Below are 23674 nucleotides of genomic sequence, written 5' to 3' on the forward strand. Positions count from 1 at the left end.
CATTTGATTATTTTTTTTGAACAGGATTATCTCGACATCCCTGATCTGCCGTATCCACGCGAATATTCGTTATTATTGGATATGGCTGAGTTTTTTACTTCAGCGTCCTTAACCGTAGACTTATGTGCTCCCGCTGCCTGAAGCGCTTTATGATAGTTTTCATTCCGCTCATCTTTCTGGGGCAAAAGCCCCCTATCTCCAACCATAGCTTTTAGCCCTGTTAACAGGAGATAGGATATTCCACCGTCCATCAGAAGAGAGACGACAAGCGCCAACCTATTGGAACGGATTCCATCCGGAGTAGTACTACTGGCCTGAAAGGTAGTCCCATCAGGCATTTCAATCTGTCTTCCGCTACCAAAACGTTCTTTCTGATAAGGGGTGAGTGGCATACCATTAATCATTTCTGGCACCCTCAGCCTGGACGTGTCAGTAACAATAAATTCACGCGTGTCCCAATCATATTCCACCATAAATTTCTTTTGTTGCCCCTTCTCAGTAGTTTCTTTAATAAGGTTTGCCTTCAGGCCGGTCAGCAGGTCATCTCCTTCCCCGCGGGAAATAATAGAAGGAAGATTACTCTGTTTGTAAACAGGGTGCACCAACAGTTCAGCTTTTCCATCTGCACTTTTGGCCAGGGAGAGCTTTACACTCATCTCCTTTATTTCAATGTCCCAATGATTGATATCATTTAGCCTTATAAGCCCTGTCCGCATCCCGGCCAATAGCGCATCTATATCTTTTTTGGGAAGTCTAATCTCTCCTTCCCTAAACAGTCCGAGGTCGCGCAAATCTTCAACCGGAAGATCCCGCGCATTCAAGTTTGCAGTCTGCATATTGATTCATTTAAAAATTTGGATTAAAACCTAATGGGGACAATGTGTAATTTTGCTCATCCGCCATGTAAATAGTGCTTGAGTTCTTCGCCTGAAATTGATAGAATTATCATAAGAAAATAAAGCGGATTAACGCTCAGCCCGCCGCGAAGCACAGATATGTGCAGGTGTTCACCCGTTGTCCTGCCCGTTGATCCGGTAAACCCTATGGGATACCCCGTAGCAACAACCTGGGCAACAGAACAATATATTTTCGATAAGTGGGCATAATAGACGGTATAGCCACCGTACCTTATGGCAACATAATTGCCCATTATGGACGTATAGCCAATTTTATCAATTATTCCTGGCAGCAAAGAAACAACAACCTGGTTTTTACCTGCTATGTCTATCCCCTTATGAAAAGAATACCGTTCTCCAGTAACCGGATGAACCCTTATCCCATAATGAGAATTCAGTTTAAATCCTTTAAGCGGAAGCATCGCGTACCAGTTTTTAGAAGAAACAGTATCCTGGACAGCACCATATCCGTTAATACTGATCAATAAAGCACTACATGAAGCCAGCAACCAATAATTCAATTTCCTGATTAATCCGTAAAAAATTCCGTGTGAGGATTTCTTCCTTCTTTCCACCAAAGTCGTAAAATTTAGGTAGTTCAACATATCCTTCTTCCTCCTTTTTAATTTCTTTTAAATCCAGGTTTATCTTGCAGTTTATAGCTGAGGTTTCATACTCACCTGTATACTTATCATCTGCATCCGTTGCAAGTAAACCCACCAGCTCTCCTGCACCGAGCGTGGTGATCTTACCTGCAGGAATCAGTACTTCAAGCTTTTCACTGATCGATTTGGAAACCTTACTCCTATCAATGGAAATACTTTCACCGATCTGTTTTGATTTACCAAAGATCCTTTCCAGCCAGTCTAGCGTTTCCTTGTTCCTCGCAGAACCGGACAGCACATTGCCCACTACGGAAATGATGGTAGTCGCCGTATCTTTTCCGTATTGCTGTTTGAACTGGGGCAATTCCTGTAACCCCATTAAAACCGCCACCTTGTTGGACCTTGCAGTTGCAACGAGGTTCTCAATCCGGTGAACGAAAAGTGTTGGAACTTCATCCAGTATTAGGGCTGACGGAAGATTTCCCTTTGAATTGATCAGCCTGGTAAGTCGGTTAATTACAACCGAATAACATGCAGAATTGATGTTCTGCGTATTGGGATCATTCGCCAGCACCAATATCCCCGGCGATGATGGGTCAGAAATTTTCAGGTTAAAATCATCCCCTGAAAATACCCAGAATGTTTCCTTCGTAGCCATGCGGCTCATGAATATTTTCAGTGTTCCAATCTGCCCTTCTAATTGATCAAAGGCCTTTGCAGCGAATGCAGATTTGAAAGGCGATAGCAGTGATACTAGCTCTGGGTTGGTAAACAGTACAGAAAAAATCTCTTCATAAGAACGGTTTAACAAAGCCATTACATGTGGAAGACTGGAATATTTACCCTTTTCATACCTGCTCATAAAATAGATACAGGAAGCCAGAAAATTGATAGCTGACTGCGTAAAAAAAGCATCGCTCCCACTAGCCCTATCTCCTTTTTTAAGCGCTTCCACGGTTCCTTCCGCCGTCTCTGAAGCATCTGCCAGCATCGTAATATAATCGCACCGGAACGGATTTATCCTCCTGCTCCTTTCAACATCGGTCAAGTTGATCACATGAAAAGTAAAATCCTTCAGTAAGTTTTTTTTCTTTGCCTTCAAAAACTGGTGATAAGCTATCTTTCCAAGATCAGGAAACTTAAAATCGTATAAACAGACCGCAAACGATTTCGATATCAGTTGTCTGATATATGGATTTACGACCGAAAAAGATTTTCCGGATCCCGGGGTTCCGATTAAAATTGTTGCACGGAAGGGATTTACAATATTTACCCAGCCCTTCCGCACTTTACGTTTATAATAGAAAAGCATCGGTATATTTACCGAGTAAGGATTTTCTATTTTTTTGACCTGCTGCATGAAACTTTCGGCCTCAACATTCCATTTATCCTTGCCCAGTCCCGACCTGATGATCTTGGAAACATTGTCCATAGAAATACTGATCAGTATAGCTCCGACAAGGGAAAACACCATGTAGGTCAGATCCATTGTCGTAGTGTAAGCAAACAAAAGCCTGCCGGGTTTTCCATAAAAAAACAGGCTACCGAAATAAAGGAGGAGTCCAAGGGTCAAAGGATAAACAACTTTAGTCTTTGGGTCAAAGTCCAACTGCTTTTTTGACAATGTCCCGATGCTGACCAGGCAGATCAATAGCAGCACAGAAAGCTTGCTATTGATCAGTTCTCTGTATATAATGATTGTTTTGATCTTTAACAGCCCTATATTAAAGATGCCCCAAAATGGCGCACCCAAATAAACAAATACACTTATCTCCAACACAATTGCAAAGTAGATCAGGCACTGCAGAAAACCGTGGAGTTTCTGGATTTCCCTCGTCTCTTCCATAGTACCTCTTTTAGATGATAATCTTTTTAGCTTTAAGAATGTCGGAATAGCGGATATTAAAAGAAATGGAACGTCCCGAGATCTGCTTTTCGGAAAGTTCTACTTTGAGCAGTTTATGATCTGGGAAAGTCAGCCTGCGCAGCACAAAAATATTCCTATAACTTTTTTCAAAGACCTGGATGTTTTGTAGCCTTGATACTGGAAGGATCTCCAATGACTGTACCGTGGTTGCCTTATGTTGTTTTTGATCTTCAATACGAAACCTTAAACCATCTATCTCATAAGGGATATGGGTTGTATTGTCGAAACCGACATCCAGAAGAATATATTCTCCAATTGTACTAATGCCATTTAACATCGCACGGATTCCATTTTTCCTTTTCCTTACCTCTGTCTTTAATGGTCCATGTTTCAATATCGCCCTGGAAATACTATCAAGTTCAGTACTTGATACCATTGAAACTTTCGGTTCAATAGTCCTCATCCCGCCGATGCCTATATCAATGAGGGAACTGAATGCAGTTTCCGGTCTGTCATCGTAGATAACCCCATACTGTTTGATCCGTTTTTCTCCAAGGATAGTAAGTACGCCTATAAACGCCTCTTTGATTTTGGCCGAATCAGGAATTTTAACCCTCAGCAGATTTTTATCCGGCAGATCGCCAACGAGTCCATTTGGAATATCGACATATGTTATCTTTTCCGGAGCAAGAAAGTGGACGGTAAGAGATCTTTTGATAAAAATCTTTGGAATCTCTGAAGAAGATCCAACTGTATTGACTGAAACTTGCGCAAAAAGGTTTCCTGCCATATTAAGAACTAAAATGGCTGTTAAAATTATATTTTTCATATCGTTTTATTTTTGGTCCTGAAGATCCTGGGGATCAACAAGGAACACTTGATTGTTATATTTTAATTTTGCCCTGTTTTTCCTGACCATATTGGCAATGGCAGCAGAGGATGACTGGAACAGCCGGTCAACAGTGCTCATCACAAATTCGTTCTGGCCCTGTGCACTTCCCATCGTATTAAATCCCTGGACAGGGCTTGAGCCAAAGCCCTTAGAAAACTCCCTAAAAGCAGACCCAGGGACATATAACCCAGGAAGCCCGTCCATGTCATAGACTAAAAGTTTGATAGGCAAAATTTTACCTGCACAAAGAACAGAGCTAACCGCTAGCTGAACCCGCTGGTCGGAAAATCCACTGATCCTGGCATACATGTCTGTTCCTTTGGTTAATTTCAACTTTCCCGCATAAATGTCTTCAAGCAACCTAAGCCTGATCCTTGACCCTGCGTACCCCGTAATATCTTCATCTATTATTGCGGTGATCATTTCTCTGCTTTCATCCGCCAGAAGGGTATTAAAATCGGATTTAACGGCAGCATTCCTGGAAACCGGAAGAATCTTCTCTTCCCTGATGAGTTCTTCATCCTTTTTCATCTTTTCCTTTTGGATGTTGGTATAGGAAGGATCATTGACCTTTTGCACACTATCCAAATAGGCCATCTGTTTTTTAAACAGATCCATGGGGTCAGTTTCTTTTGTTGTACTTCCAGATGGTGGCCTCTCCTTGCTCCTTGCCTCGGCCAGGATTGCCAGGGCCTTTGCCATTTCACCGTCCTCCCGCCTTATACTGCTACCGTTTTCAGTTCTCCTCGGAGGTGAAGGAGTAAAAGTTTTTCTGCTCTGCTGCGTGGACAGGTAAGCCTGACTTTTGATGGATTCTTCTATAGAATCCAACCTCTGTTTCTCCAACTCAGAATATGAACTTGCCATCGTCGCCTGTGGCAGCTTATCATCGCTTACGGTTTTGATTGCCGAATAACCATCAGATTCCTTATAACTGTTTTTATAGGCTTCCAGCTTATCGGAAAGTCCGCGTTCACGGACCCGGTCCGATATTTCAGCAAGGTTACCATTCATATCCTTTTCTGTCCTAACCGTCCGGTTTTTTGACAGGCTCTCGCGGTATACGAAAAAGAAAAGACACAGAAAAGGAATGGCAATAATTGGAAAAACATACCGTGGATTTTTAAAATCTATTTTCATAACAATATGGTTAATGGAGCATTCTGAGCTCCTCTAGTTTAGCTTCCAGAAAAACGGAATCAGCATTGCTAAGTGCTCCTTTGTCCAATACGGAGTCTACCTGCTTTCTGATCTCCAGCGTTTTTTTAAGTTTTGTGCCTGTGGTGCCGATCCTGGACAACCCATCGTCAATGGCATATGACTGTTTAGTGCTTTTTTCCTTTTTGCTGAAAGGAAGCTCCTTTACTTCTTTTTTATCCTGCAAGGGAAATAAGCCAAATGAAAACAGCAAGGAAAAAGCGACGATTGTAACCATCAGCTTAAATACCTGCTTTGGATATGCCTTTAACAGCCGCACCATCCGTCTGCGCAACAGCACCAGATAAGGCCGGAATTCATGATAGAGCGCTACAGGAACTGTCCTGTAAGGAGCGCTGTTAGATCGGATTTTTCTGAACATTTTCGATATCTTTATTTTCAAGGGTTTTCCAGGATAGGATCAGTACGCCGTATAAGTTATTATCGCTTTTTGGTATATCCCTTAAATAACCTTCAGTAACCATCGAACGGGTAACAATAGAACTTCTGCGCTCGATACGCTGCTTTCCATAATAGCGGAAGTATTTCTTTTTGACATCGATGTAGATCGAATCAGTTTGAAGGGTCAGCACCGAACTGCTGGAAAGAATAGAGCTGAAATATCCTTTTTCCTTTAGGTTCAGGTATTGCTGCATCCCCGATTCATCGATCAGGTACATCGCTTTTTTCATCTGATAGTCGATATACCGATCGTCCGGTGTAAGGGAAAAGAAAAGCGAATGGAAAAGCTCCACATGTCCGCGGTAAACTGCAGGCCGTATCAGTTGTTCATCAGTCTGTCGGGCCAATACCGGAACATTGTTTTCAAAAATGTAAATACTGCGCCTGGCAATCTCAATCTGCTTATAGGCAAAAAAACCAGTCGAAATACAGATCAGAAAGGCACAGACCAGACTGCCAATAGAAACGATGGTAGCCAAACGTATCTTGGACTCAATATTTTTAATGATCATGTTGTTGGATTATGGTTTAAAAGAATTTACCGGTAGCCTTTTTGGCCATACCGATAATGGTCTGCGATCCACGGCCAAAATTAGATGCAGCCGAACTGATCCCGGATGTAGAGATAATCCAGGTAGATATACTTGGCACAGTAAACATACAGATCGCACCAATCAGAAAGCTCACGATTACTGTCCCAAAGGAAAGGATACCGTTGCCTGCAAACCAGGCCATTTTCTCCAGATTGGCAGCTTCTCCGTTTTCACCGATAAGTTCTTTATACCTGCTGATCTCAGTAGTCATGGCATATTTCTGTAGCAGCGCCACCAGGTACATAATCAGATAGGCAATGCCCAGATAAAGATTGACTGATACAAAGCGTGCTATCCAGGTGCTTAAGGAATCGCGGAAAGCCGGCAGTATACTGGCAGCTACGGCAAAGGGCCCTAAAATGATCAGAATGGTGGAATAGATAATCTGGATCATAAAAATCACGTAGGTTGCAATCCTGAGTATCCATATTCCCAGCAACTCCAGTAATTGGGTAAGCAACAACTGCATGCCGATCTTCAGGCGGTTCTTCAGTTCTATAACAGGACTGACCACCGTTGACATTCCTTCGTTTATCGTGCCGGTCACAGAATCCCATGCCTTGCCCATCCAGGTATCCGACTCCTTTTCCGCCATTTCGGTCTCTGCTTGAAAACTATAAAGTGAATTTGCTACCTTCTGCATGTAATCTGCGCGAATGAGCCTCAGCGTATTGACGTTGGCCTGCTCGCTATTGAAAAATGTTTCAGTCCGGGCGGCCACGAGATCAGTCGGAAAGGCAACCATCTTGACAAATGCTCCCCACCACAGTATGATCATGACCAAACCAAAAGGCCTTAAAAGCGGCATAATTTCCAACTTTTTATCCCCGGCTATCATTTCATAGGATTTAATGGCAAAAAACATAATCATAAAAATCGCAGCCAATGCCTTGGCATCGCCAATAAACGACTCCGAATGTTCCCATACTGAGTCCTTTAATCCCTTTAAAATGGTCATCATGCCTTCTTCATACACGCTGTTTCCCTGCAGAAACTCAAAGGACCTGCGATAATCGGTGGTCTGCCCAAATGTTAAACCAGTGGTCAGCATCACCATGCACAACAATAAAATCTTTTTCATTCCCTTTTTGGTTTAAAATTTTCGTTTGTTAAGGATTTCTTTTGCCGTCCTGACATCTGATTCCGGTGTCCAGCCATTTATCTTTATTTCCTGACTGGTCAGGTTCTCCTGGACCTTTACCCGGGCCGGTCCGCGAGCAGCTGCAATCACCTTATCGTTCCATATTGACGATATCCTTCGGTATTCTGCGAGCAGCCGGTGATAAGATAAAATCCTCTTCCCTCTTTCCAGTATTGTTGTCCGGGCTGCTTCGAGCCTTTCTGAAAGGATAGCGATTTCGCGGGTGTACCAGTCCAGGCTACCATTAACAACGATCTGCGCTCTTGCCATCTGTGGAACAGCTGCAAGCAACTTTCCAGGATCAAAATCCGTTACCCCTTTTAGCTGGCGGGAATAATAAAGTATCCAGAGTGGATCTGTCGCGGAAAGCATTCCGGACATTCCCGCAATCTGTAAAAACGAAGTCTGCGCCAGGGTATCAGACTGCAGTTCATAATCCTTATCTGTCTGCCGCATTCCCGTTACCGAAACGAGGCGCTGATTCTGTGGGCCTACCGGCCCCAATGGACGTAAATCCGTTTTGGGATAGTTGGGGTGAAGCCCCCAGGTCAACCAGTAATACGGATTAAGGCCAAAAAAGCCGGAAGTGGGCGTAAACTTTTTTCTGTCCCACTGTTTAAATACCATGCGTTCCTGCTGGTTGGCAATACTTTCATCCCTGATCTGTTTTTGCGCCTGGGCTGATATAACCGTAGTCAGCAGCATCCAGACTATAAATAAATTCTTCATAAGCTTTAATATTATTTTTTTAAATACCTGGTTTTTGTAATAATGTCGGATACGATCTGTACATCACGGTTGATAAAGCCTTGAAATGGGTTGAGCATCTTGACCACTCCCCCGACCTTTGCCCAATACATTGCTTTCCATGCGCCGTAAGCCAAGCCGCGTATGATCTGAAGATCAGCCCTGATACCTGCAATCAATTCATCCCTGCTGTTATAATCCATCAGAATATTCTGCCCCTCTTTGAGCACAAAACCAGAGATCTCGGTCATCAACTGCGTACTCCTTTTTGAAATGTCCCTGATAATCTGCTCACTAAAGAGCACCAGATAGGGTTCACTTATCCCAAGCTTCCCCATTTCCCTGCCATAACCGATAATCTCTTCGCATATCGCATACATATCACGCAATGCCAGTCCATTCTTCAGCGCTGAATTCACATTGGACAGTGACGAATAGATCATGCTCTGGGCCAGAGCAATACTGGAAGTATTTATATTGATATTGCCCAAGGACTTATTGATCTTGCCCAGCAGTTCGTGATGGCTGATCTCTGCTGCATTTCGAACAAGGGCATTTTCATTTACAATAGCGAGGTGCCTGGCATCAAAAACTACCCGTTGCGCCAAGAGCAAAAACGGACACATGCAAAAAACCATCACATAAAATATTACTTTCATTTTTTCAGGTATTTGGCGTTTTCAAGAATATCCTTTATGATTGCCCGGTCAATAGCTATATACTGCGAAAATGGATTGGCATTTTTGATCATAGCCGAAAGGCTTCCGTATTCAAGGCTCCGAACCAGCGCGGCGGACAGGTTCCTCAAGGCGGACAGCTCGGTGAGCACATGGTCAAACAATATCCTCCTGTCCGAAGCTTTCATCTGGTTCACCGCACCAAGACTGGCGGTAAGCCCAGCCAGATAATAGACCAGGTCACGGGATCTCTCCAACAGGTCAATCTCACTCTGGAGTACCAACGGCAACAGGTAAGGACTTTTCCCCGTCAGTTCATATAACCTATGTTGGTCCTGCGTGATCTGGCTGACCATTGGCACTGCCTGGGTTCCGATGTCCAGCACATCAATTACGGTACCGACAATACCGAAACGAGACTGCAATTCCCGGAAACTGTTTTTAAACTTTGCCAGCAAGGTTCTGTTCGCCTGTTCGTTAACCGTATTGACCGCCTGCCTGTCCCTCGCCTCCGACTGCCGTTCATGCTCACTTTTGGAATCCGAAACAAGCTGATGGATTGCCGGAATGTTGAGCGCTTTTTGCTGGGCCCGCGCTGTGTGCAAACACAGAACAAAAGCCAAAAGTAGAACCAGCACCCTCATCTCTTTAAGTATTTTGCGCCCGATAAAATATCGTTTGCGATGCGCACATCCATATTGACCCAGTCAGACCAGGGATTGAGCGAAGCGAAAATCCCCCGCATCTTTGCCCAGTACATCGCCCGGTGCATCCCATAAGAAGTCCCCCGGAGGATACGCATTTCAGATGCAATATGATTCAGCAATTTCGAGCGTTCCCCGGCATCCATCAGGTTATCCCTTCCCCCCTTGAGGACAAAAGTGCCGACCTCAGAACCTAGCCTGACCGCCCTTAACCTGAATTCACGCGCATTCTGCTCGGCAAACAACAGCAGCACTGGATTAGCCTTTCCAAGCTCAACAGCCTTTTCCACATCCTTGACAATATCAAGCCCGATATCGGTTATCTCCTTAACGGACATCAGGTTGTTGAGTATCGCCGATACTTCTGTAAGTCCCCGATATATCCTGTCCTGCATATCGTTCACCACAACAAGCTGTCCGGTTACCAACAGCTGTCCCTTTGAGATCAGGCTTAAATTGTCATTGGTACGGTTTAACTGCCTGTTGATAATTCCCGAATGGCCCGCAATGGCGGCTGAAGTAACCGGATCCACATAAAGAGTCTGTGCATTTATGCTCCCGCATAACAAAGCACAAAAAATAATTAGAAGTACTTTCATGATTTTAAGTTTTTAAGAGTCAGTTAATGATCCAGACGCGCCCGAATTGACCTGTTTAACGAAATCACCAAGGGAAAGTCCGGAACTTTTAAGATCACCAATAAAGGCTTCGAGTGCCTTAGGGTAAGAACCAGCCCTTGCCAGATAACTTTCCACAGCCAGCTTTTCAGGTTTTTCCGTGGTATAGGTCAGGTACTGCTGAAGTGAAACCTCTACCCCATAAACCTCTCCAACGTCTCCCCTTCTGATATACACTTCCTTAAAGGGGCTCCTGCCATCGCGGTTATCCAGTTGATTGGTGCTGAAAATCTTGTTCCTTTCAGTCTTTGAAATAGAGAGCATCGCCGCTATTTCATTGTAATTGTCGCGGAATTTGGCCTGATCGAGCAGGATGACAGTATCCGAACTGCTTATAATGGTATCTTTTACCACTGCATTACCGATCACGTCCGCGAGATCCTGGGTCACCAGTATCAATTCGCCCCAGAATTTCCTGACCGTTTTATCGACATAGATCAGGAAACCTACCATTAGGGGTGACGAAATCGCTTTCCATGCTTCCTCGATGACCAATGATTTCCGCTGAAAATTCCTGTAGCGCATTTTCTGGATGAAAATGTCCATTATATTCAGCGTAACGATCGCGAAAAGCAAAGCATGCTCTTTAATGCTGTCAATTTCAAATACGATTAGCCGCTCATTCAGCAAGGACTTATCCGCATCTTCATTAAGTATGGTGCCAAATTCCCCACCAGTACAAAATTTGCGCATGATAAAACGGAAACCTTCAAAATCAAAAGGAACATTATCCTCCTTCATGATCATTGGGATCTTTTCCATTGCATAAGCATAGAAAGAATCAAATTTGAGTTTTTTGATCCCTGAAGATTCTCCCATCGAAAACCATTTTGCATAGTAAGAAGTAATCACTTCAGAGATCACATCCCTTTCCAGCTGGCTCGCATCGCCTTCCGGTCCTTTTAGACAGACGAGGGCCAGAACCAGTATAAATTCCTTCTTTTCAATATTGTACTCTTCTTCGCTAATCGTAAAAGGATTCATCGTTATGGGACTGTTATCGCTATAAGTGATATACCTGCCGTCGGCATACCGGCACAGCCCTGAATAGGAATGACCTGTATCGATGATGACGGTATCCACATTGTATAGCAGATACTGTTCGCACAGGGAATTCATGAAAAAGGACTTACCGGTACCAGACGGACCAAGAACGAATTTATTCCGGTTTGTGATCCTTCCGGAAGACATCGGCAGATCCGCAAGATCAATAGCGATCGGGATCCCAGACCTGTCCGTAAAACGGACGAGAAATCCTGACTTTTCATCCCTGGGAAGGCTTTCTTTTAACAAAAGACATATGGCAGCTTCGGCAGTGGTTAGAAACCAGTCATACTTCCTGAGTTCGGCAGCATTACCAGGTAACGCCGTCCTGAATAATTCCAGCTGGTTATAGGCATTCCTGCTCGGGATGATCCCGGTCCGGAACAGTGCGCTTTCAATATAATTATAAGCCCTGTTGACTAATGATTTTTCAGCACATACAATGATATTAAAATGCGCATTGACCAGTAACCTGCCATCCCTGGCCACATCATCCAGCAATAGAGAGATATCCTCCACACACAGATTATTTGCAGGATCGGGTATTCCACTATGCCTTTTCCGCTTAAGTTCCATCTGCCTGACCATCATGGTCTGTGAAGGTATTTCAAGAATCTGGTTATACAGAACGGAGGAACAGTCGGGTACTTTAAAAAGAAACGAAAGCATATCAGTAGGAAATCCCTTAAGACTTTCTTTGTCCGATAGCTTTACCGATGTTGGAAGCATGGCAGGAAGATCGACCTGGTCGATATTGATCAGCGGTATGGAACGGAAACAACGGGTTCCAATATTTACTTCGGTATCCGTGGGATGATAATTGTCCAGTGAAACGCTTTCCTCGCCAAACTGCATGGACATCACCCTCATGATAAACAGGTTGATCTCTCTTTCCCTCAGTACCCTTGGTTCCATTCCCGAATTGCCCAGCAGCCCAATAACCTTGGCAACAGTTACCTTAAACTCAGCAAGCGACTTTTTATCGTGCACAAAAAATGCCCTATTTTTTACCTGCCTGGTAATGGTGAGCACCGTCAGGAGTTTTACATACGGTCTGCCCTCAAAATGCCTGTTATAACTATCCTGTAGGTATTCATCAGCAACCTTGTACTGGCATTCAGCCTTGTAGATTATATCCTGCTTCTGAATGATATGGCCTTCGCCAATAACCCTGGACAGGTTAACGAAAAGCTCATGAAAATTATCATAAGCTCCATGATCACCTCCGAACCTGAGCACCGGATTGGTAATATCGATCAGCACAGAGAATTCACCGTTCAGCCCATATAAAATATCCAATTCCGGATCTATATCAATGCCCAGATAGGGTATCCTAAATTCTTTTTGTCTTACCATAAAGATTGATTTTTGAAAGATGGTTGGTCTGAAGAAAGATCCCATTGGAACGGGTCTTATTGTGCAATCCCCTCTTTTGGCATTTACCGATATAAAACAAACCACCAATGATCATCATAAGCATAATCACCGCGCCTAAATACATATTGATGAGCGCCATGGTCAGCGCACCTGTAACCAACGAAAGCAGCAGGATACCTACTCCCCAATAAATAAAACGTCCTTTAAAGCCTTTATAAGTCAATGGCCGCTGTAGGCCCCTGTAGACCGGAAAAAAACCTTCCATAACTATAACCCAAAGAAAGCTTTAACAATAAGGGACGAGAGTACCAGAAAGAGACAGGAACCTCCCCAGCCCATTAACTCCTTGTTGATGTCCTGATCTCCACTGTTCCATTTGGAATACACCCGGATACCGCCGACTATACCGACCAGTCCACCGATCACCAACGCAATATTGGTTGCCGGATCTATATAGGTCTTAAGCGTACTGGTAGCGGTGTTCAGTCCGTTTACCCCACTTTGTGCTATAACGTATCCATTAATTGTACACAGGTATAAAAAAATGATAAACCTTAAATTTTTGATATTTTTCATTTGATTGGGATTTAGATAAATTGATAAGAAATAAAAAAACCGCCATCAGCGGTTAGCAATACGGCGGCTCAGAGTCCGAAGACATGCACCAGCACGATATGGATGACGATGATAAACAGCGCAGAAAAAAACCATGCCGGGATATCCGCACTCACATCTTTGCCCATCTGCATTTTATGGTATACATGGACTGCGCCAATAACGGAAATAAGTGCGGCCAATACAAATGACAAGTCCCTCATGGAAAAAAATGACTCCCTGATAAAACTCCTTGCTTCTCCCATTTCTGCGATTCCAGGCTGGGCGAAGGCCGCTGTACAGGTCAACATACAGATGACCACGAACATCAAAATTTTGACTTCCATTGTTAGAAGGATACCGAAGAAGTGTACTCGATAGACTCGGAACGCGCAAGGGCAAAAAGCTCTTTTATGGAAACCCCTCCAGAAAATATGATCGGAGGCTCCTCTAGTTCCCCATCATCCAGGAAATAATCAATCTCTTCATCTTCGATCTCCTTGAGTGACACTTTTTCAGGTTCGGGAAGATCAATAACCACAGTGGTTTCGTTTGCATTTTCCGCATCGATCTGCCTCCTGTTTCTTGACAGATCGAAAGCGATTAGCCCTGAATAATAAAATGCATAGATGCACAGCATCCAGGACAGGAATTGTATCCAGCTCATAGTTCAAAATTTTCTAAAGATGTTTTAATAAACTTTTTGATCTCGGGATGCTGCTCAAAAAGCCTGTTTAGGGCAAAGGCTATTACCCGGTTCATATCAAGGCCTGAGGCCAGCTTTAGCCTGTTGAGCAGCTGCACTATTCTATTGTTCAGCCTGGGATGCAGCATATGGGTGTTGCCGGAACAATCAAAATCCCTGATCAAGGCGATGATGTCCGGCTCATTAACACCTACTTGATTTGGTCTGCCGGCGCTTTTTCCATGCGTAACGGGATCCTTATTGGTAGGTCCAATTTCTGGCGGCCTGATGCTCTTTCTGATCTCATCGGCCAGGGTTTTGATCTCTGCTTTCATAAATTGCTTTTAAGGTACAGGTGCGGTGGTTTCGATGTGATCAGCATAGATCTGATCAAATACAGGGATAATCACCGGAAAAAGGGATAAAGGCGTTTGAGCGGTATCGGTCCGCTGGAAATCCACACGGTCTGATATCGGAGCAGTAATTTTTCCGAATTTTGAAAGCTGCTCCTCCACTTCCGCTGCCGTATCATACCTGACATTTCCTTTGACGCGGTTCGGGATAAAGACCAGGTGTCCCGATGGGTTGATCTTTTTCAGCACGACTGAAAATAGAACGGTTGAATCGAAGCTGAACTCATCATAAGAGAACGGGCATAGTACCAGATCGGCTGAACTGAAAACCGGAATAAGCCCGTCATCATCCAGTTTCCCAGGCAGGTCAATGATCACAATGTGTTCCCTGCTCTGGCTGAGCACGGTATACATGGAAGGAAAATGTTCCAGTCCAGCGGCAATGATCTCATAATGCCCGGGCGTTTCAGCCAGCTTGGCCTTTTCGTATTTCTGGGCAAGTGACTGCTGATAGTCCATATCGATCACGGTCACCTTCCGTTTTTTGACCAGCGTTAAAAAGTTGGCCAATAAAAGGGTGAGCGTACTTTTCCCCGCCCCTCCCTTCTGGTTTCCAATAATAATTAGCATAATAAAAAAGGTTTAAAAATTAACGGGTATTTGTACGGGCCTTACCCTTGCGCTGACGGTTGCGACCAAGAATAGCTTCATCATCGATATCCTCCTGGAGATCAAACGTCCTGACAGGCTCTTCATATAACCCCGCCCCCTCCAATTCAGAAATAATGTAATTCACTTCAATACTGGGATCTGCATAGGATATCCTATAGTCCCGAGGCTTTACATCATTTTGACGATCAACATTCAACAGCGCGATAATATCACGAAAATGCATCACCTCGGAACCTTTCATAACCGTTTTACGGGAATGGTCAATAATGGTATATCCGTAAGGAACTTCACTATCCTTACTGTGAAAGACCAGTTCAGCTCCTGTTTTCTTTTTGACCATCCTTGAAAATCCTTGCAATTCTGATCTGATATCGGTTTTTGGAGAAAGAAGATCAGGGTTTGATAAGCGTTCGGTCAGGATTTTTGAAAAGATAGCCTTCAGCTGTCTGTACCCATTTTTATCCCTGCCCTGATCCTGGCATAAAGATTCAATAGCTGAGATCTTTAAGGTGGAAATCAATTTCCCGGACCGGGACACTTCCATGTTTTCCTTTTCAAAACGGACCTCAAATCCCATTCTTTCCAAAAGGGTTCGCACCTGTGCAACAGTAGTGAAACGGTATTTAAGCAACTTATCAAGCTTTGCTATATCAGCTTGCTCCCGCTTCACTACATTAGAAAGTGCCCTGACTGCCCGGAGTTTTTCAAAGGCCGAAGAGATTTTCCTCCCATTCTTATCGATCCTGGTCGAAACGATATGTACATGGTTGTTTTCCGTGTCATTGTGAAAAATTACCAGATATGGATTTTCACCATAACCCATTTTCGCCATCCACTCTTCGGCAGTATCCAAAAGTTCTTCTTTCGATGTCATTTTACCCTTAGCAGAGATCACCGCATGGAACTGCGGTTTACTTACCCTTTTGTTTACCACAGATACAGCTTTCAGATAATTGATAAAATCCTTTGGCCCAATTTTGTCCAGTCCCATTAGGCTACCGAAGTTCCGGACCTTTAAAAGCTCCCCCTTTCCAGAGCGCATCTTCTCGTGGTTATATCTTACTCCCGCAAAAGTCGCAGAAGAGCTGAGTATCTTTACGATCATATAGCTGAATCACTTTGCAACCTGCTCAGCAGATCACGGGATTATAATAAAGCTAGATAACCAGCTCCGTTGTTTTACAGTTGCCTCCGTAACCAGCTAGCGGTATTTCCAGCTCTCGGGCTATATTCGAAACCAGCAATCTATGTAGCCTATAAACCGGTTACCAAACTACCAATGGAGCTCCGCAACTGTATAACAATGTAACAATAGAACACTAAAACAGCATAACCGGTTATGCACCTAACTACATAGCACCTTAGCTGCCCATCAACCTTAACATTCTTCTGATTTCCATATTGAGATTTTTTAAAAGAATAGAATGTTTATCAAGCTCTTTACTATACCTGGTGAAGATTACCGGCGAGAGCACCCGCTGCTTGTTCAATATATTGGCGTACCTGGCGAGCTGATTTATATTATTTCCTGTTCTGGAAAGTTCCAACCCGATCTGATCAATACTCCCTAAAACCGATCGCCCGTCAAAAATTAACTGAACGTTAACCTCAAGCACCCTTTTTCTGATGATATCAGTCCTTTTTAACCCAAGAAGTTTTTCAAGGGATACAATAGAACTAAATTCTTCCTCCGAAAACCGTACACTTATCTTTCTGTTTCTCTTGCCACTTTTGAGGTGAGGCCGCCCAATCTGTTTTATCTTTTCTGCCATTCCAATATCATCTAAAAGAGAAAACGAGTTGCGAGTTTTCTCATCCCCAAATGCTCCGCTTTGGGGCAAGATTCTTTTTGGAGGTATAATCCGCAGGATTATTGTCCGACAAAAAGACATCTTGCGGGTATAAAAAAACTAAGGATTTTCCTGCAAAACCTACATCTGTAAAATTGACATTCCTTTTATTTACTAAAAACCAGGACATAAAAAAAGGGGCCGAATGGCCCCTCCCACCTAAACTAAAAACAAAAAAAACAAGTCTTCAATACGGTATACCGGGATTACTCACGTAAGTCCATACGGACCTGGCCGTCGCCTGCCTCTGCGCTTTCGTTTATTGAAATGATCTCAACTTCGCATGAATTTTCCGCTCCTCACGGAATAATGCTTCATCCCACAATTTCAAAGAACAGGTGCATGGCACCTATCTATTCCCATTAGCATAAAAGACTATCTTTTGAAAGAAGATCCTTTACTTGATCATCTGGAACCGCATCTTCGATGAGGGCACCATGGATCCAGGTAATTTTTAGATTGTTATTCAGTTAGTCCCAAAACAGGTTATCCCGTTTCAATGACCAAACGTATCCAGTAATTGACAGTGATGAAATTTTTGACCTGAAATGGCCTGAATTGGCCGATGGATGGTCTACAAGTGACCCCAGTACCTTCGATCGTAAAGTGGATTTTTTAAATGGAGAGGACCGCGAAGAAACGCGAGAGGTACGATTTGGCACTAGGCTGGTGCACATTTTAGGGTTGTTCAACACTTTTAGCCTCGCAATATTAAGATACCTGAATAGTCGGATCCTACACCTGCTGTGGATACGGAACACTTTAGAGAAAACCGACTACCATCTCAGGTAGTCTTTATCACGACAGTCTTATTGTTGGCAAAATAAGTTTGGATACCCACGATGGAAAACTCATGAAGAAAGCTAAAATAAAAAAAAGGCATGTTTGGTTCCGCTGACGCTATCGCTGAAGAAAGTAGACTTTCAAAAAGGCTTTTACAAAAGTCCCCCTTGACGAAAATAATCAACTTCAAAAAACCCAATGATATAACAACACCTTTCAAGCCCATTTTATATACCCTGTCGATTATTATTTTTTGGGATGTAACGGCAACAAAGACCTAAGCCCGGTAATTCCGTCCACAGATCTTCTTCAGGGCAATGATCAGATCTCAAAGTGTATCACGCAATACGTCAACTCCGACTCTGATTTTAGTGCGTTTGACACGCAAGAAAAATCGATGGATAAGCAAACGTTTCTGAACGAAGTACTATCCGGCAGTTACTTACCTTTAAGCTTGAAAACCCAAACAGATGAAAACTCATATCAGCTGTACAAAATTAATGTGCTTATTGAAAACTCGCCAAAATATTATCTTATAGACCAGGCCCGTCAGAGTCTTTTTCAACTTTCGCTCGTCGGCAAACCCGCACCAAAGTTTGAATTTGTAGATTTAGCAGGCCACAAATACGACAACCAAAATACCAGGGAGGGTAATCCTTGTAATGAAAATCTGGTTTATCAGCTGTGTTGCCTGTGTACACGAAATGCCTGAAGTGAATAAAATAGTTAATCAGGATCGTAAGGACATTCTTTTTGTTAGTCTTGCATCAAACAAAGCTGGACCATTAAAGAAATCCCTTAAGCAGGTAACATTCAAATATCAAACTGTAGCGGACGCCCACCATACATGGTTCATTCTATCGGTACCAAGCTATTTCCTCCGCATTTGATTATTGGCAGGGATGGAAGATCAGGAAATTCGCACTACAATATGCTGAGGTTGAAAAGCTACTAAAAACCCTTTAGTAATGAAACAAATTGGAAACAGAGATAGCCTAACAGCATAACGAACCATAAACAGACAAAGCCAGACATTTCTATCTGGCTTTGTAATCTTATTCCTTAATTAGTTTTCTGTTCTTTAGGGAATATTCTACCTTCCAAAGTATATATTATGCGTAATTTTTCGCGGTTCTACAATTTATATTTAATTTATTCCAGAGATAACGGTAACGAAGCGACTTTTACCCATCTATTATCTAAATATTTATAGAAAGCTATTATTCTATTTGCAATGCCCCCAGTGCCAGCTGAGTTTGAAAGAAATCATAATTATCAAGCAAGCCCTATTTTCTGTTTAATAAATAAAGCTTTTAAAAATGAAGTTCTTGTGGAGAGATTTGAACATCACTGCTATTGTTTTAACAAATTGTACTGAATAATTCAGTGAATTGTTTTGAACTTCGACTTTATAGTACCTAACCAAATATTGTATTCGATTTCGAAATGCTTAGTCAAACTGAAATCGACCATAAATCGAAAATGTATGTCTTGGATTACCCATCGTATGTTAGTATTTTCTTTGTTAACTGTAGTTCAGTTAAACGTAGTTAGTGCGCAAACAATAACTGATAGTCTTTTTGTGGCTAGTACAACCGAAATGGCCCATAAAATCTTCTTCAATAATCAGGAAGCGACAATGCCAATATTCAAAGGAAAGATCTATAATATCCATCCTAAATTTAAGGACAACAAACATGCTTTTTTTCAAAGTGATCATTATGCAAAGGGAGGAATAGCCTATGATGGCATTTTTTACCCGGAGTTAAGTATGAAGTACGACATTATAAAGGATGAACTATTGCTTTTAGCACCTGATCATATTGAGGGGGTCGTATTACAACGAGAATATGTTAATTCCTTTACGCTGTATGAACATCAATTTATCAATCTCAAACCAGCAACTTCACTTAAGGGAATTTCAGCTGGTTACTATGACTTACTTTATAAGGGTAAAATTTGCTTGCTAGTTAAGAGACAAAAAGAAATTACCGAAAAGATAGAAGAGCAAATTGAGAAATTTATAAGTCCGAAAGACAGCTATTATTTGCTTAAAGATTCAAGTTATCAACAGATCAGCAGCAAGCAAGACTTGCTAAGGTTGCTCAAATCTACCAACGATAAAAATCAAGCATACATTAAAGCTAACAAATTAAACTTCGGGAAAGACTTTGAGCGATCTGTTTTGATGCTAGTAGGATTTCATGATTCAATTTCTAAGTAAAATGAAATATAAACGCCTTCTATTGCTCATTTGGATGTTGTTTTCAGTATTGTGGTTGAAAGGACAGACCTTAAACAACAAAATCAACATTAAGCTCCATAATCAGCCGATTAGCGAACTGGTAAAACAGATAGAAGCGCAAAGTCATTATCATCTTTATTATGATGAAAACCATTTCAGTTCATTTACGTTATCGATAGATATCAAGGGCGGCACCGTTGAAGAGGTGTTGGATAAGGCCTTTATGGGGACTGATGTTAAGTTTGCTATTTTTGGGAAATCAGTATTTTTAACCAAGGCTGTAAATATTGTTACTACACTGCCCTCTCAGGTAGGCGATGTGCCTAAAGACCCTAAGCTCCTTTTGGGGGCAGATCTTTCTACTCCTGCCGTTCCAAACCCTGTTGTAACAAACACCAAGTCATTAGCGCTAAATGAAGTGGTGATAACTGGAGATAAATCTACGAATGTTACGGGGACGCAAATGGGAGTTCAAAAGCTTGATATCAAGACCATCAAGCAGGTGCCTACAGTTTTCGGTGAAGTTGACGTGCTGAGGGTAATACTCACGCTTCCAGGTGTAAAATCAGTTGGTGAATCTAGTGCTGGATTTAACGTACGTGGAGGTTCTACAGATCAGAATCTGATTCTCTTCGATGAAGCCACTATTTATAACCCCACCCACTTTTTTGGCTTTTTTTCTGCATTTAGCCCAGACATTATCCAAGATGTTAAACTATTTAAGAACAGTATTCCAGCCAAATACGGCGGTCGGCTCTCTTCAGTGTTGGAAATGAATGTGAGGGAGGGCAACAAAAAGAAATTCGAAGGTACTGCGGGCATAGGTTTGCTAACCAGTAGATTAAATATCGAAGGTCCAATTTTAAAGGATAAAACTTCCTTTATTATCGGTGGCAGAACCACCTACTCTAACTGGATTACAAAATTACTACCCAAAAACTCAGCATATAGGAGAGCTGAAGCCAGTTTCTATGATTTGAATGTTGCTATTAATCATCAGCAAAATAAAAACAACAGTTTCTACATTACTGGATATTTAAGCAATGATAGGTCAAGTTTAGCAACGGATACCACTTTTCAGTACAGTAACCGAAATTTATCATTGCGTTGGAAGCACATTTTCAACGAGAAATTCTATAGCCAAATTACGACTGGGCTTGATGAATATCATTATGATAATTTCAGCAACTATCAAGAAGAAACCGATTACCGGTTAACATTCAGCATTAAACAAACCCGGTTCACAACAAACTTCAAGTATGCTCCTAATCGGCGGATGAACATTGAATTTGGAACCAACTCCATATTATACAACAATAAGCCAGGTTCTTTGCAGCCGTACAATGAGCAGTCGTTGGTTGTTGCTGATCTTTTGCCGAAGGAACAGGGCATAGAAAATGCGGTGTTTGCCGAGCAAAGTTATGAGCTTACGCCAGCGATTACGCTCAATACGGGGTTACGCTATTCTTTATACACAAGTTTAGGGCCATCAACTCAGCAGATCTATGCCGAGAATCTCGGTAAAAGTGATGCGAATATCGAATCGACACAGGAGTATGGGGCTGGAAAAGCCTTTAATACCTACCACGGGCCAGAATATAGATTAGGCGCAACTTTTTTATTGAATGAGAATTTATCTATTAAGGCGGGTTATAATACCCAACGGCAGTACATCCACATGATGTCCAATACTACTTCTATGTCTCCCACTGATATCTGGAAATTAAGTGACCTGAACATTGCACCACAAACTGGCGAGCAATTTTCTTTAGGTATTTACAAGAATTTTAAGTCGAACCGCATTGAAGCATCTGTTGAAGGATATTATAAAAACATCAACAATTTTTTGGATTACAAAAGTGGGGCTCAACTAATTCTAAATCATAAAATAGAGCAGGATGTGCTGCCTACAAAGGGAAAGGCTTATGGGATCGAATTTCTCCTTAAGAAATCAGTTGGCCGGTTAAACGGTTGGGTCAGTTACACCTATTCAAGAATAATGCTGAAGACCGAAGATGTACAGGGTTCTAATTCGATTAACCAAGGAAAGTTTTATCCGGCTAATTACGACAAACCTCATGATGCCACGCTTATTGGCAATTACCAATTTTCACAACGTTTTAGTGTTTCCCTCAATGTTACCTACAGCACAGGCAGGCCAATTACGCTTCCTGTCGGGAAGTATTTTTCTAATGGTGGACAGCGATTGCTCTATTCAGAAAGAAATCAATATCGTATTCCAAACTATTTCAGGTCAGATATTTCACTCAATATTTTGGGGAATCACAAGGTAAAGCAATTAACACATAACTCTTGGACCATTGGGGTATACAATTTAACCAATCGAAAAAACGCATTTTCAACTTTCTTCGTCAGTGAAAACAAGGTCATCAATGGCTATCAACTCTCGATTTTTGGAACCGCAATTCCTTTTGTAAACTATAATATTCGTTTCAAATGAAAGCACTTAGACTGATTATATTCGCATGTTGCGTACTCAATTTTGCTTGTAAAGATTCTTTCAAGCCCGAGATAGATAACAAATATAAAGATCTACTTGTTGTAGAGGGATTTATAGATATAGGTGGCATCACTACTATTAAAGTAGCTAGATCAGTTGATCTATCAGATTCTAGGTCATCAGCTCCAGAGAAAAATGCTATCGTTTCGGTATTGGGCGAAGATGCTATAGAAACTAAAGGTACAACTAACGATCTTGGCGAGTGCTCTTTATCCACTCAAAGTTTAAACCTAACAAAGAAATATAAGCTCAGAATTATTCTCTCTGATACTAAGATCTACGAGACCGGTTTTTTAAGCAGCAAGGCAACACCTGAAATTGACGATCTCCGATTTTCGGCCACCGAAAATGGCTTCAATATATTGCTCAACACCCATGATCCGAACAATGCTACAAAATACTACACTTGGGATTATAAAGAAACCTGGGAGGTGAGGGTACCATTTGTATCTACCCATGAATTTAGAAATTCAGAAGTTGTGTTGCGAGATCCAAATATAAACATTCAACTTTGTTGGGCCAATTCGAGCTCATCAAATATCTTATTGGGTTCTACAGCACGTTTATCCCAAGATAAAATAACTGATGCACCAATGACTTTTGTAGCAGGCAATTCAATTAAAGTAGCCTATTTATACAGCATTCTTGTGAAGCAATATGGGCTTTCAAAGGAAGCTTATGAGTACCTAGAGAATCTGAAGAAAAACACAGAGCAGATCGGTGGCATCTTTGATCCCCAACCCTCTGAACTAAAAGGCAACATTACGTGTATCTCAGATCCAAAAGAACAGGTTATGGGTTGGATCAGTGCTGGCCGCATGGTGCAAAAGAGATTGTTTATTAAGGATAGCGATAAACCATCCGTCGGCTCAAATTGGGTTTATGTCCAACCATGCGAATCAGTAATTATTCCAAAGGACAGCTTAATTAATTATATCCGTGCCAATAAGGTTATCGTAAATGAACAATCTTGGATTGCTCCCGGGACTACAGCGCCAATATTATATCGATATACGATGAGTACAGCAGCCTGTATAGATTGTCGTTTAAAGGGATCGAATATTAAACCATCATTTTGGCCAAATTAATATT

The 23674-nt window shown here is 42.1% G+C and carries 25 protein-coding genes; 4 read left to right on the plus strand and 21 right to left on the minus strand.

Features of this window, described 5'->3' with window-relative positions; genetic code table 11:
* Positions 1 to 26: 26 nt before the first annotated feature.
* From ACUN24_RS20010 to ACUN24_RS20110, 21 genes are all read right to left on the minus strand, one after another.
* Positions 27 to 836 carry a DUF4099 domain-containing protein gene (locus tag ACUN24_RS20010; RefSeq protein WP_445564102.1) on the minus strand — a complete coding sequence of 270 codons (810 nt, stop codon included), beginning with the start codon at positions 834 to 836 and terminating at the stop codon, positions 27 to 29.
* Between the two features lie 56 nt (positions 837 to 892).
* Positions 893 to 1417, minus strand: coding sequence for a M23 family metallopeptidase (locus ACUN24_RS20015; protein WP_445564103.1), 525 nt, complete (start codon positions 1415 to 1417; stop codon positions 893 to 895).
* Positions 1389 to 3347, minus strand: a complete 1959-nt coding sequence (locus tag ACUN24_RS20020) for a type IV secretory system conjugative DNA transfer family protein (RefSeq protein WP_445564104.1) — start codon at positions 3345 to 3347, stop codon at positions 1389 to 1391. Before ACUN24_RS20020 ends, ACUN24_RS20015 begins: the two co-directional genes overlap by 29 nt.
* Before the next feature lie 10 nt (positions 3348 to 3357).
* A complete protein-coding gene (traN, locus tag ACUN24_RS20025; RefSeq protein WP_445564105.1) occupies positions 3358 to 4197 on the minus strand; it encodes a conjugative transposon protein TraN in 840 nt (279 codons plus the stop codon).
* A gap of 6 nt (positions 4198 to 4203) precedes the next feature.
* Entirely contained in the window at positions 4204 to 5400 is a 1197-nt protein-coding gene (gene traM / locus ACUN24_RS20030; RefSeq protein ID WP_445564106.1) for a conjugative transposon protein TraM, read from the minus strand.
* 10 nt (positions 5401 to 5410) lie between these two features.
* Positions 5411 to 5839, minus strand: coding sequence for a hypothetical protein (locus ACUN24_RS20035; RefSeq protein WP_445564107.1), 429 nt, complete (start codon positions 5837 to 5839; stop codon positions 5411 to 5413).
* Positions 5817 to 6431 (minus strand): conjugative transposon protein TraK, encoded by a 615-nt coding sequence (gene traK, locus ACUN24_RS20040; RefSeq protein WP_445564108.1) that lies wholly within the window; start codon positions 6429 to 6431, stop codon positions 5817 to 5819. Before traK ends, ACUN24_RS20035 begins: the two co-directional genes overlap by 23 nt.
* Positions 6432 to 6447: 16 nt before the next feature.
* Complete coding sequence (locus ACUN24_RS20045; RefSeq protein WP_445564109.1) at positions 6448 to 7593, minus strand: plasmid transfer protein; 1146 nt, start codon at positions 7591 to 7593, stop codon at positions 6448 to 6450.
* 12 nt (positions 7594 to 7605) lie between these two features.
* A complete protein-coding gene (locus ACUN24_RS20050; RefSeq protein ID WP_445564110.1) occupies positions 7606 to 8382 on the minus strand; it encodes a hypothetical protein in 777 nt (258 codons plus the stop codon).
* A gap of 11 nt (positions 8383 to 8393) precedes the next feature.
* Positions 8394 to 9059 (minus strand): hypothetical protein, encoded by a 666-nt coding sequence (locus ACUN24_RS20055; protein ID WP_445564111.1) that lies wholly within the window; start codon positions 9057 to 9059, stop codon positions 8394 to 8396.
* Positions 9056 to 9721 carry a hypothetical protein gene (locus ACUN24_RS20060; protein ID WP_445564112.1) on the minus strand — a complete coding sequence of 222 codons (666 nt, stop codon included), beginning with the start codon at positions 9719 to 9721 and terminating at the stop codon, positions 9056 to 9058. Before ACUN24_RS20060 ends, ACUN24_RS20055 begins: the two co-directional genes overlap by 4 nt.
* On the minus strand, positions 9718 to 10380 hold the full coding sequence (locus ACUN24_RS20065; protein ID WP_445564113.1) for a hypothetical protein: 663 nt from the start codon (positions 10378 to 10380) through the stop codon (positions 9718 to 9720). The genes ACUN24_RS20060 and ACUN24_RS20065 overlap by 4 nt, the downstream gene beginning before the upstream one ends.
* Positions 10381 to 10392: 12 nt before the next feature.
* Entirely contained in the window at positions 10393 to 12858 is a 2466-nt protein-coding gene (locus ACUN24_RS20070; RefSeq protein WP_445564114.1) for a TraG family conjugative transposon ATPase, read from the minus strand.
* Complete coding sequence (locus ACUN24_RS20075; protein WP_445564115.1) at positions 12836 to 13144, minus strand: plasmid transfer protein; 309 nt, start codon at positions 13142 to 13144, stop codon at positions 12836 to 12838. Before ACUN24_RS20075 ends, ACUN24_RS20070 begins: the two co-directional genes overlap by 23 nt.
* 2 nt (positions 13145 to 13146) lie before the next feature.
* Positions 13147 to 13455 (minus strand): DUF4134 domain-containing protein, encoded by a 309-nt coding sequence (locus ACUN24_RS20080; protein ID WP_445564116.1) that lies wholly within the window; start codon positions 13453 to 13455, stop codon positions 13147 to 13149.
* A 68-nt stretch (positions 13456 to 13523) separates the two neighbouring features.
* Complete coding sequence (locus ACUN24_RS20085) at positions 13524 to 13820, minus strand: DUF4134 family protein (RefSeq protein ID WP_445564117.1); 297 nt, start codon at positions 13818 to 13820, stop codon at positions 13524 to 13526.
* A 2-nt stretch (positions 13821 to 13822) separates the two neighbouring features.
* Positions 13823 to 14140, minus strand: coding sequence for a hypothetical protein (locus tag ACUN24_RS20090; protein WP_445564118.1), 318 nt, complete (start codon positions 14138 to 14140; stop codon positions 13823 to 13825).
* Complete coding sequence (locus ACUN24_RS20095) at positions 14137 to 14493, minus strand: hypothetical protein (RefSeq protein ID WP_445564119.1); 357 nt, start codon at positions 14491 to 14493, stop codon at positions 14137 to 14139. The genes ACUN24_RS20090 and ACUN24_RS20095 overlap by 4 nt, the downstream gene beginning before the upstream one ends.
* A 9-nt stretch (positions 14494 to 14502) precedes the next feature.
* Entirely contained in the window at positions 14503 to 15141 is a 639-nt protein-coding gene (locus ACUN24_RS20100) for a ParA family protein (RefSeq protein WP_445564120.1), read from the minus strand.
* Between the two features lie 19 nt (positions 15142 to 15160).
* Entirely contained in the window at positions 15161 to 16288 is a 1128-nt protein-coding gene (locus ACUN24_RS20105; RefSeq protein WP_445564121.1) for a relaxase/mobilization nuclease domain-containing protein, read from the minus strand.
* Between the two features lie 256 nt (positions 16289 to 16544).
* Positions 16545 to 16955, minus strand: coding sequence for a plasmid mobilization protein (locus ACUN24_RS20110; protein WP_445564122.1), 411 nt, complete (start codon positions 16953 to 16955; stop codon positions 16545 to 16547).
* Positions 16956 to 18213: 1258 nt separating this feature from the next.
* Here ACUN24_RS20110 and ACUN24_RS20115 point away from each other — a divergent pair.
* From ACUN24_RS20115 to ACUN24_RS20130, 4 genes are all read left to right on the plus strand, one after another.
* Positions 18214 to 18528: a hypothetical protein gene (locus ACUN24_RS20115; protein ID WP_445564123.1), complete on the plus strand. Its 315-nt coding sequence runs from the start codon at positions 18214 to 18216 to the stop codon at positions 18526 to 18528.
* Positions 18529 to 19302: 774 nt separating this feature from the next.
* Positions 19303 to 20040, plus strand: coding sequence for a hypothetical protein (locus ACUN24_RS20120; RefSeq protein WP_445564124.1), 738 nt, complete (start codon positions 19303 to 19305; stop codon positions 20038 to 20040).
* 1 nt (position 20041) lies between these two features.
* Positions 20042 to 22522: a TonB-dependent receptor plug domain-containing protein gene (locus ACUN24_RS20125; RefSeq protein ID WP_445564125.1), complete on the plus strand. Its 2481-nt coding sequence runs from the start codon at positions 20042 to 20044 to the stop codon at positions 22520 to 22522.
* Positions 22519 to 23670 carry a DUF4249 domain-containing protein gene (locus ACUN24_RS20130; protein ID WP_445564126.1) on the plus strand — a complete coding sequence of 384 codons (1152 nt, stop codon included), beginning with the start codon at positions 22519 to 22521 and terminating at the stop codon, positions 23668 to 23670. The genes ACUN24_RS20125 and ACUN24_RS20130 overlap by 4 nt, the downstream gene beginning before the upstream one ends.
* Positions 23671 to 23674: the final 4 nt, after the last annotated feature.

The organism is Pedobacter sp. WC2501 (genome assembly GCF_052682415.1).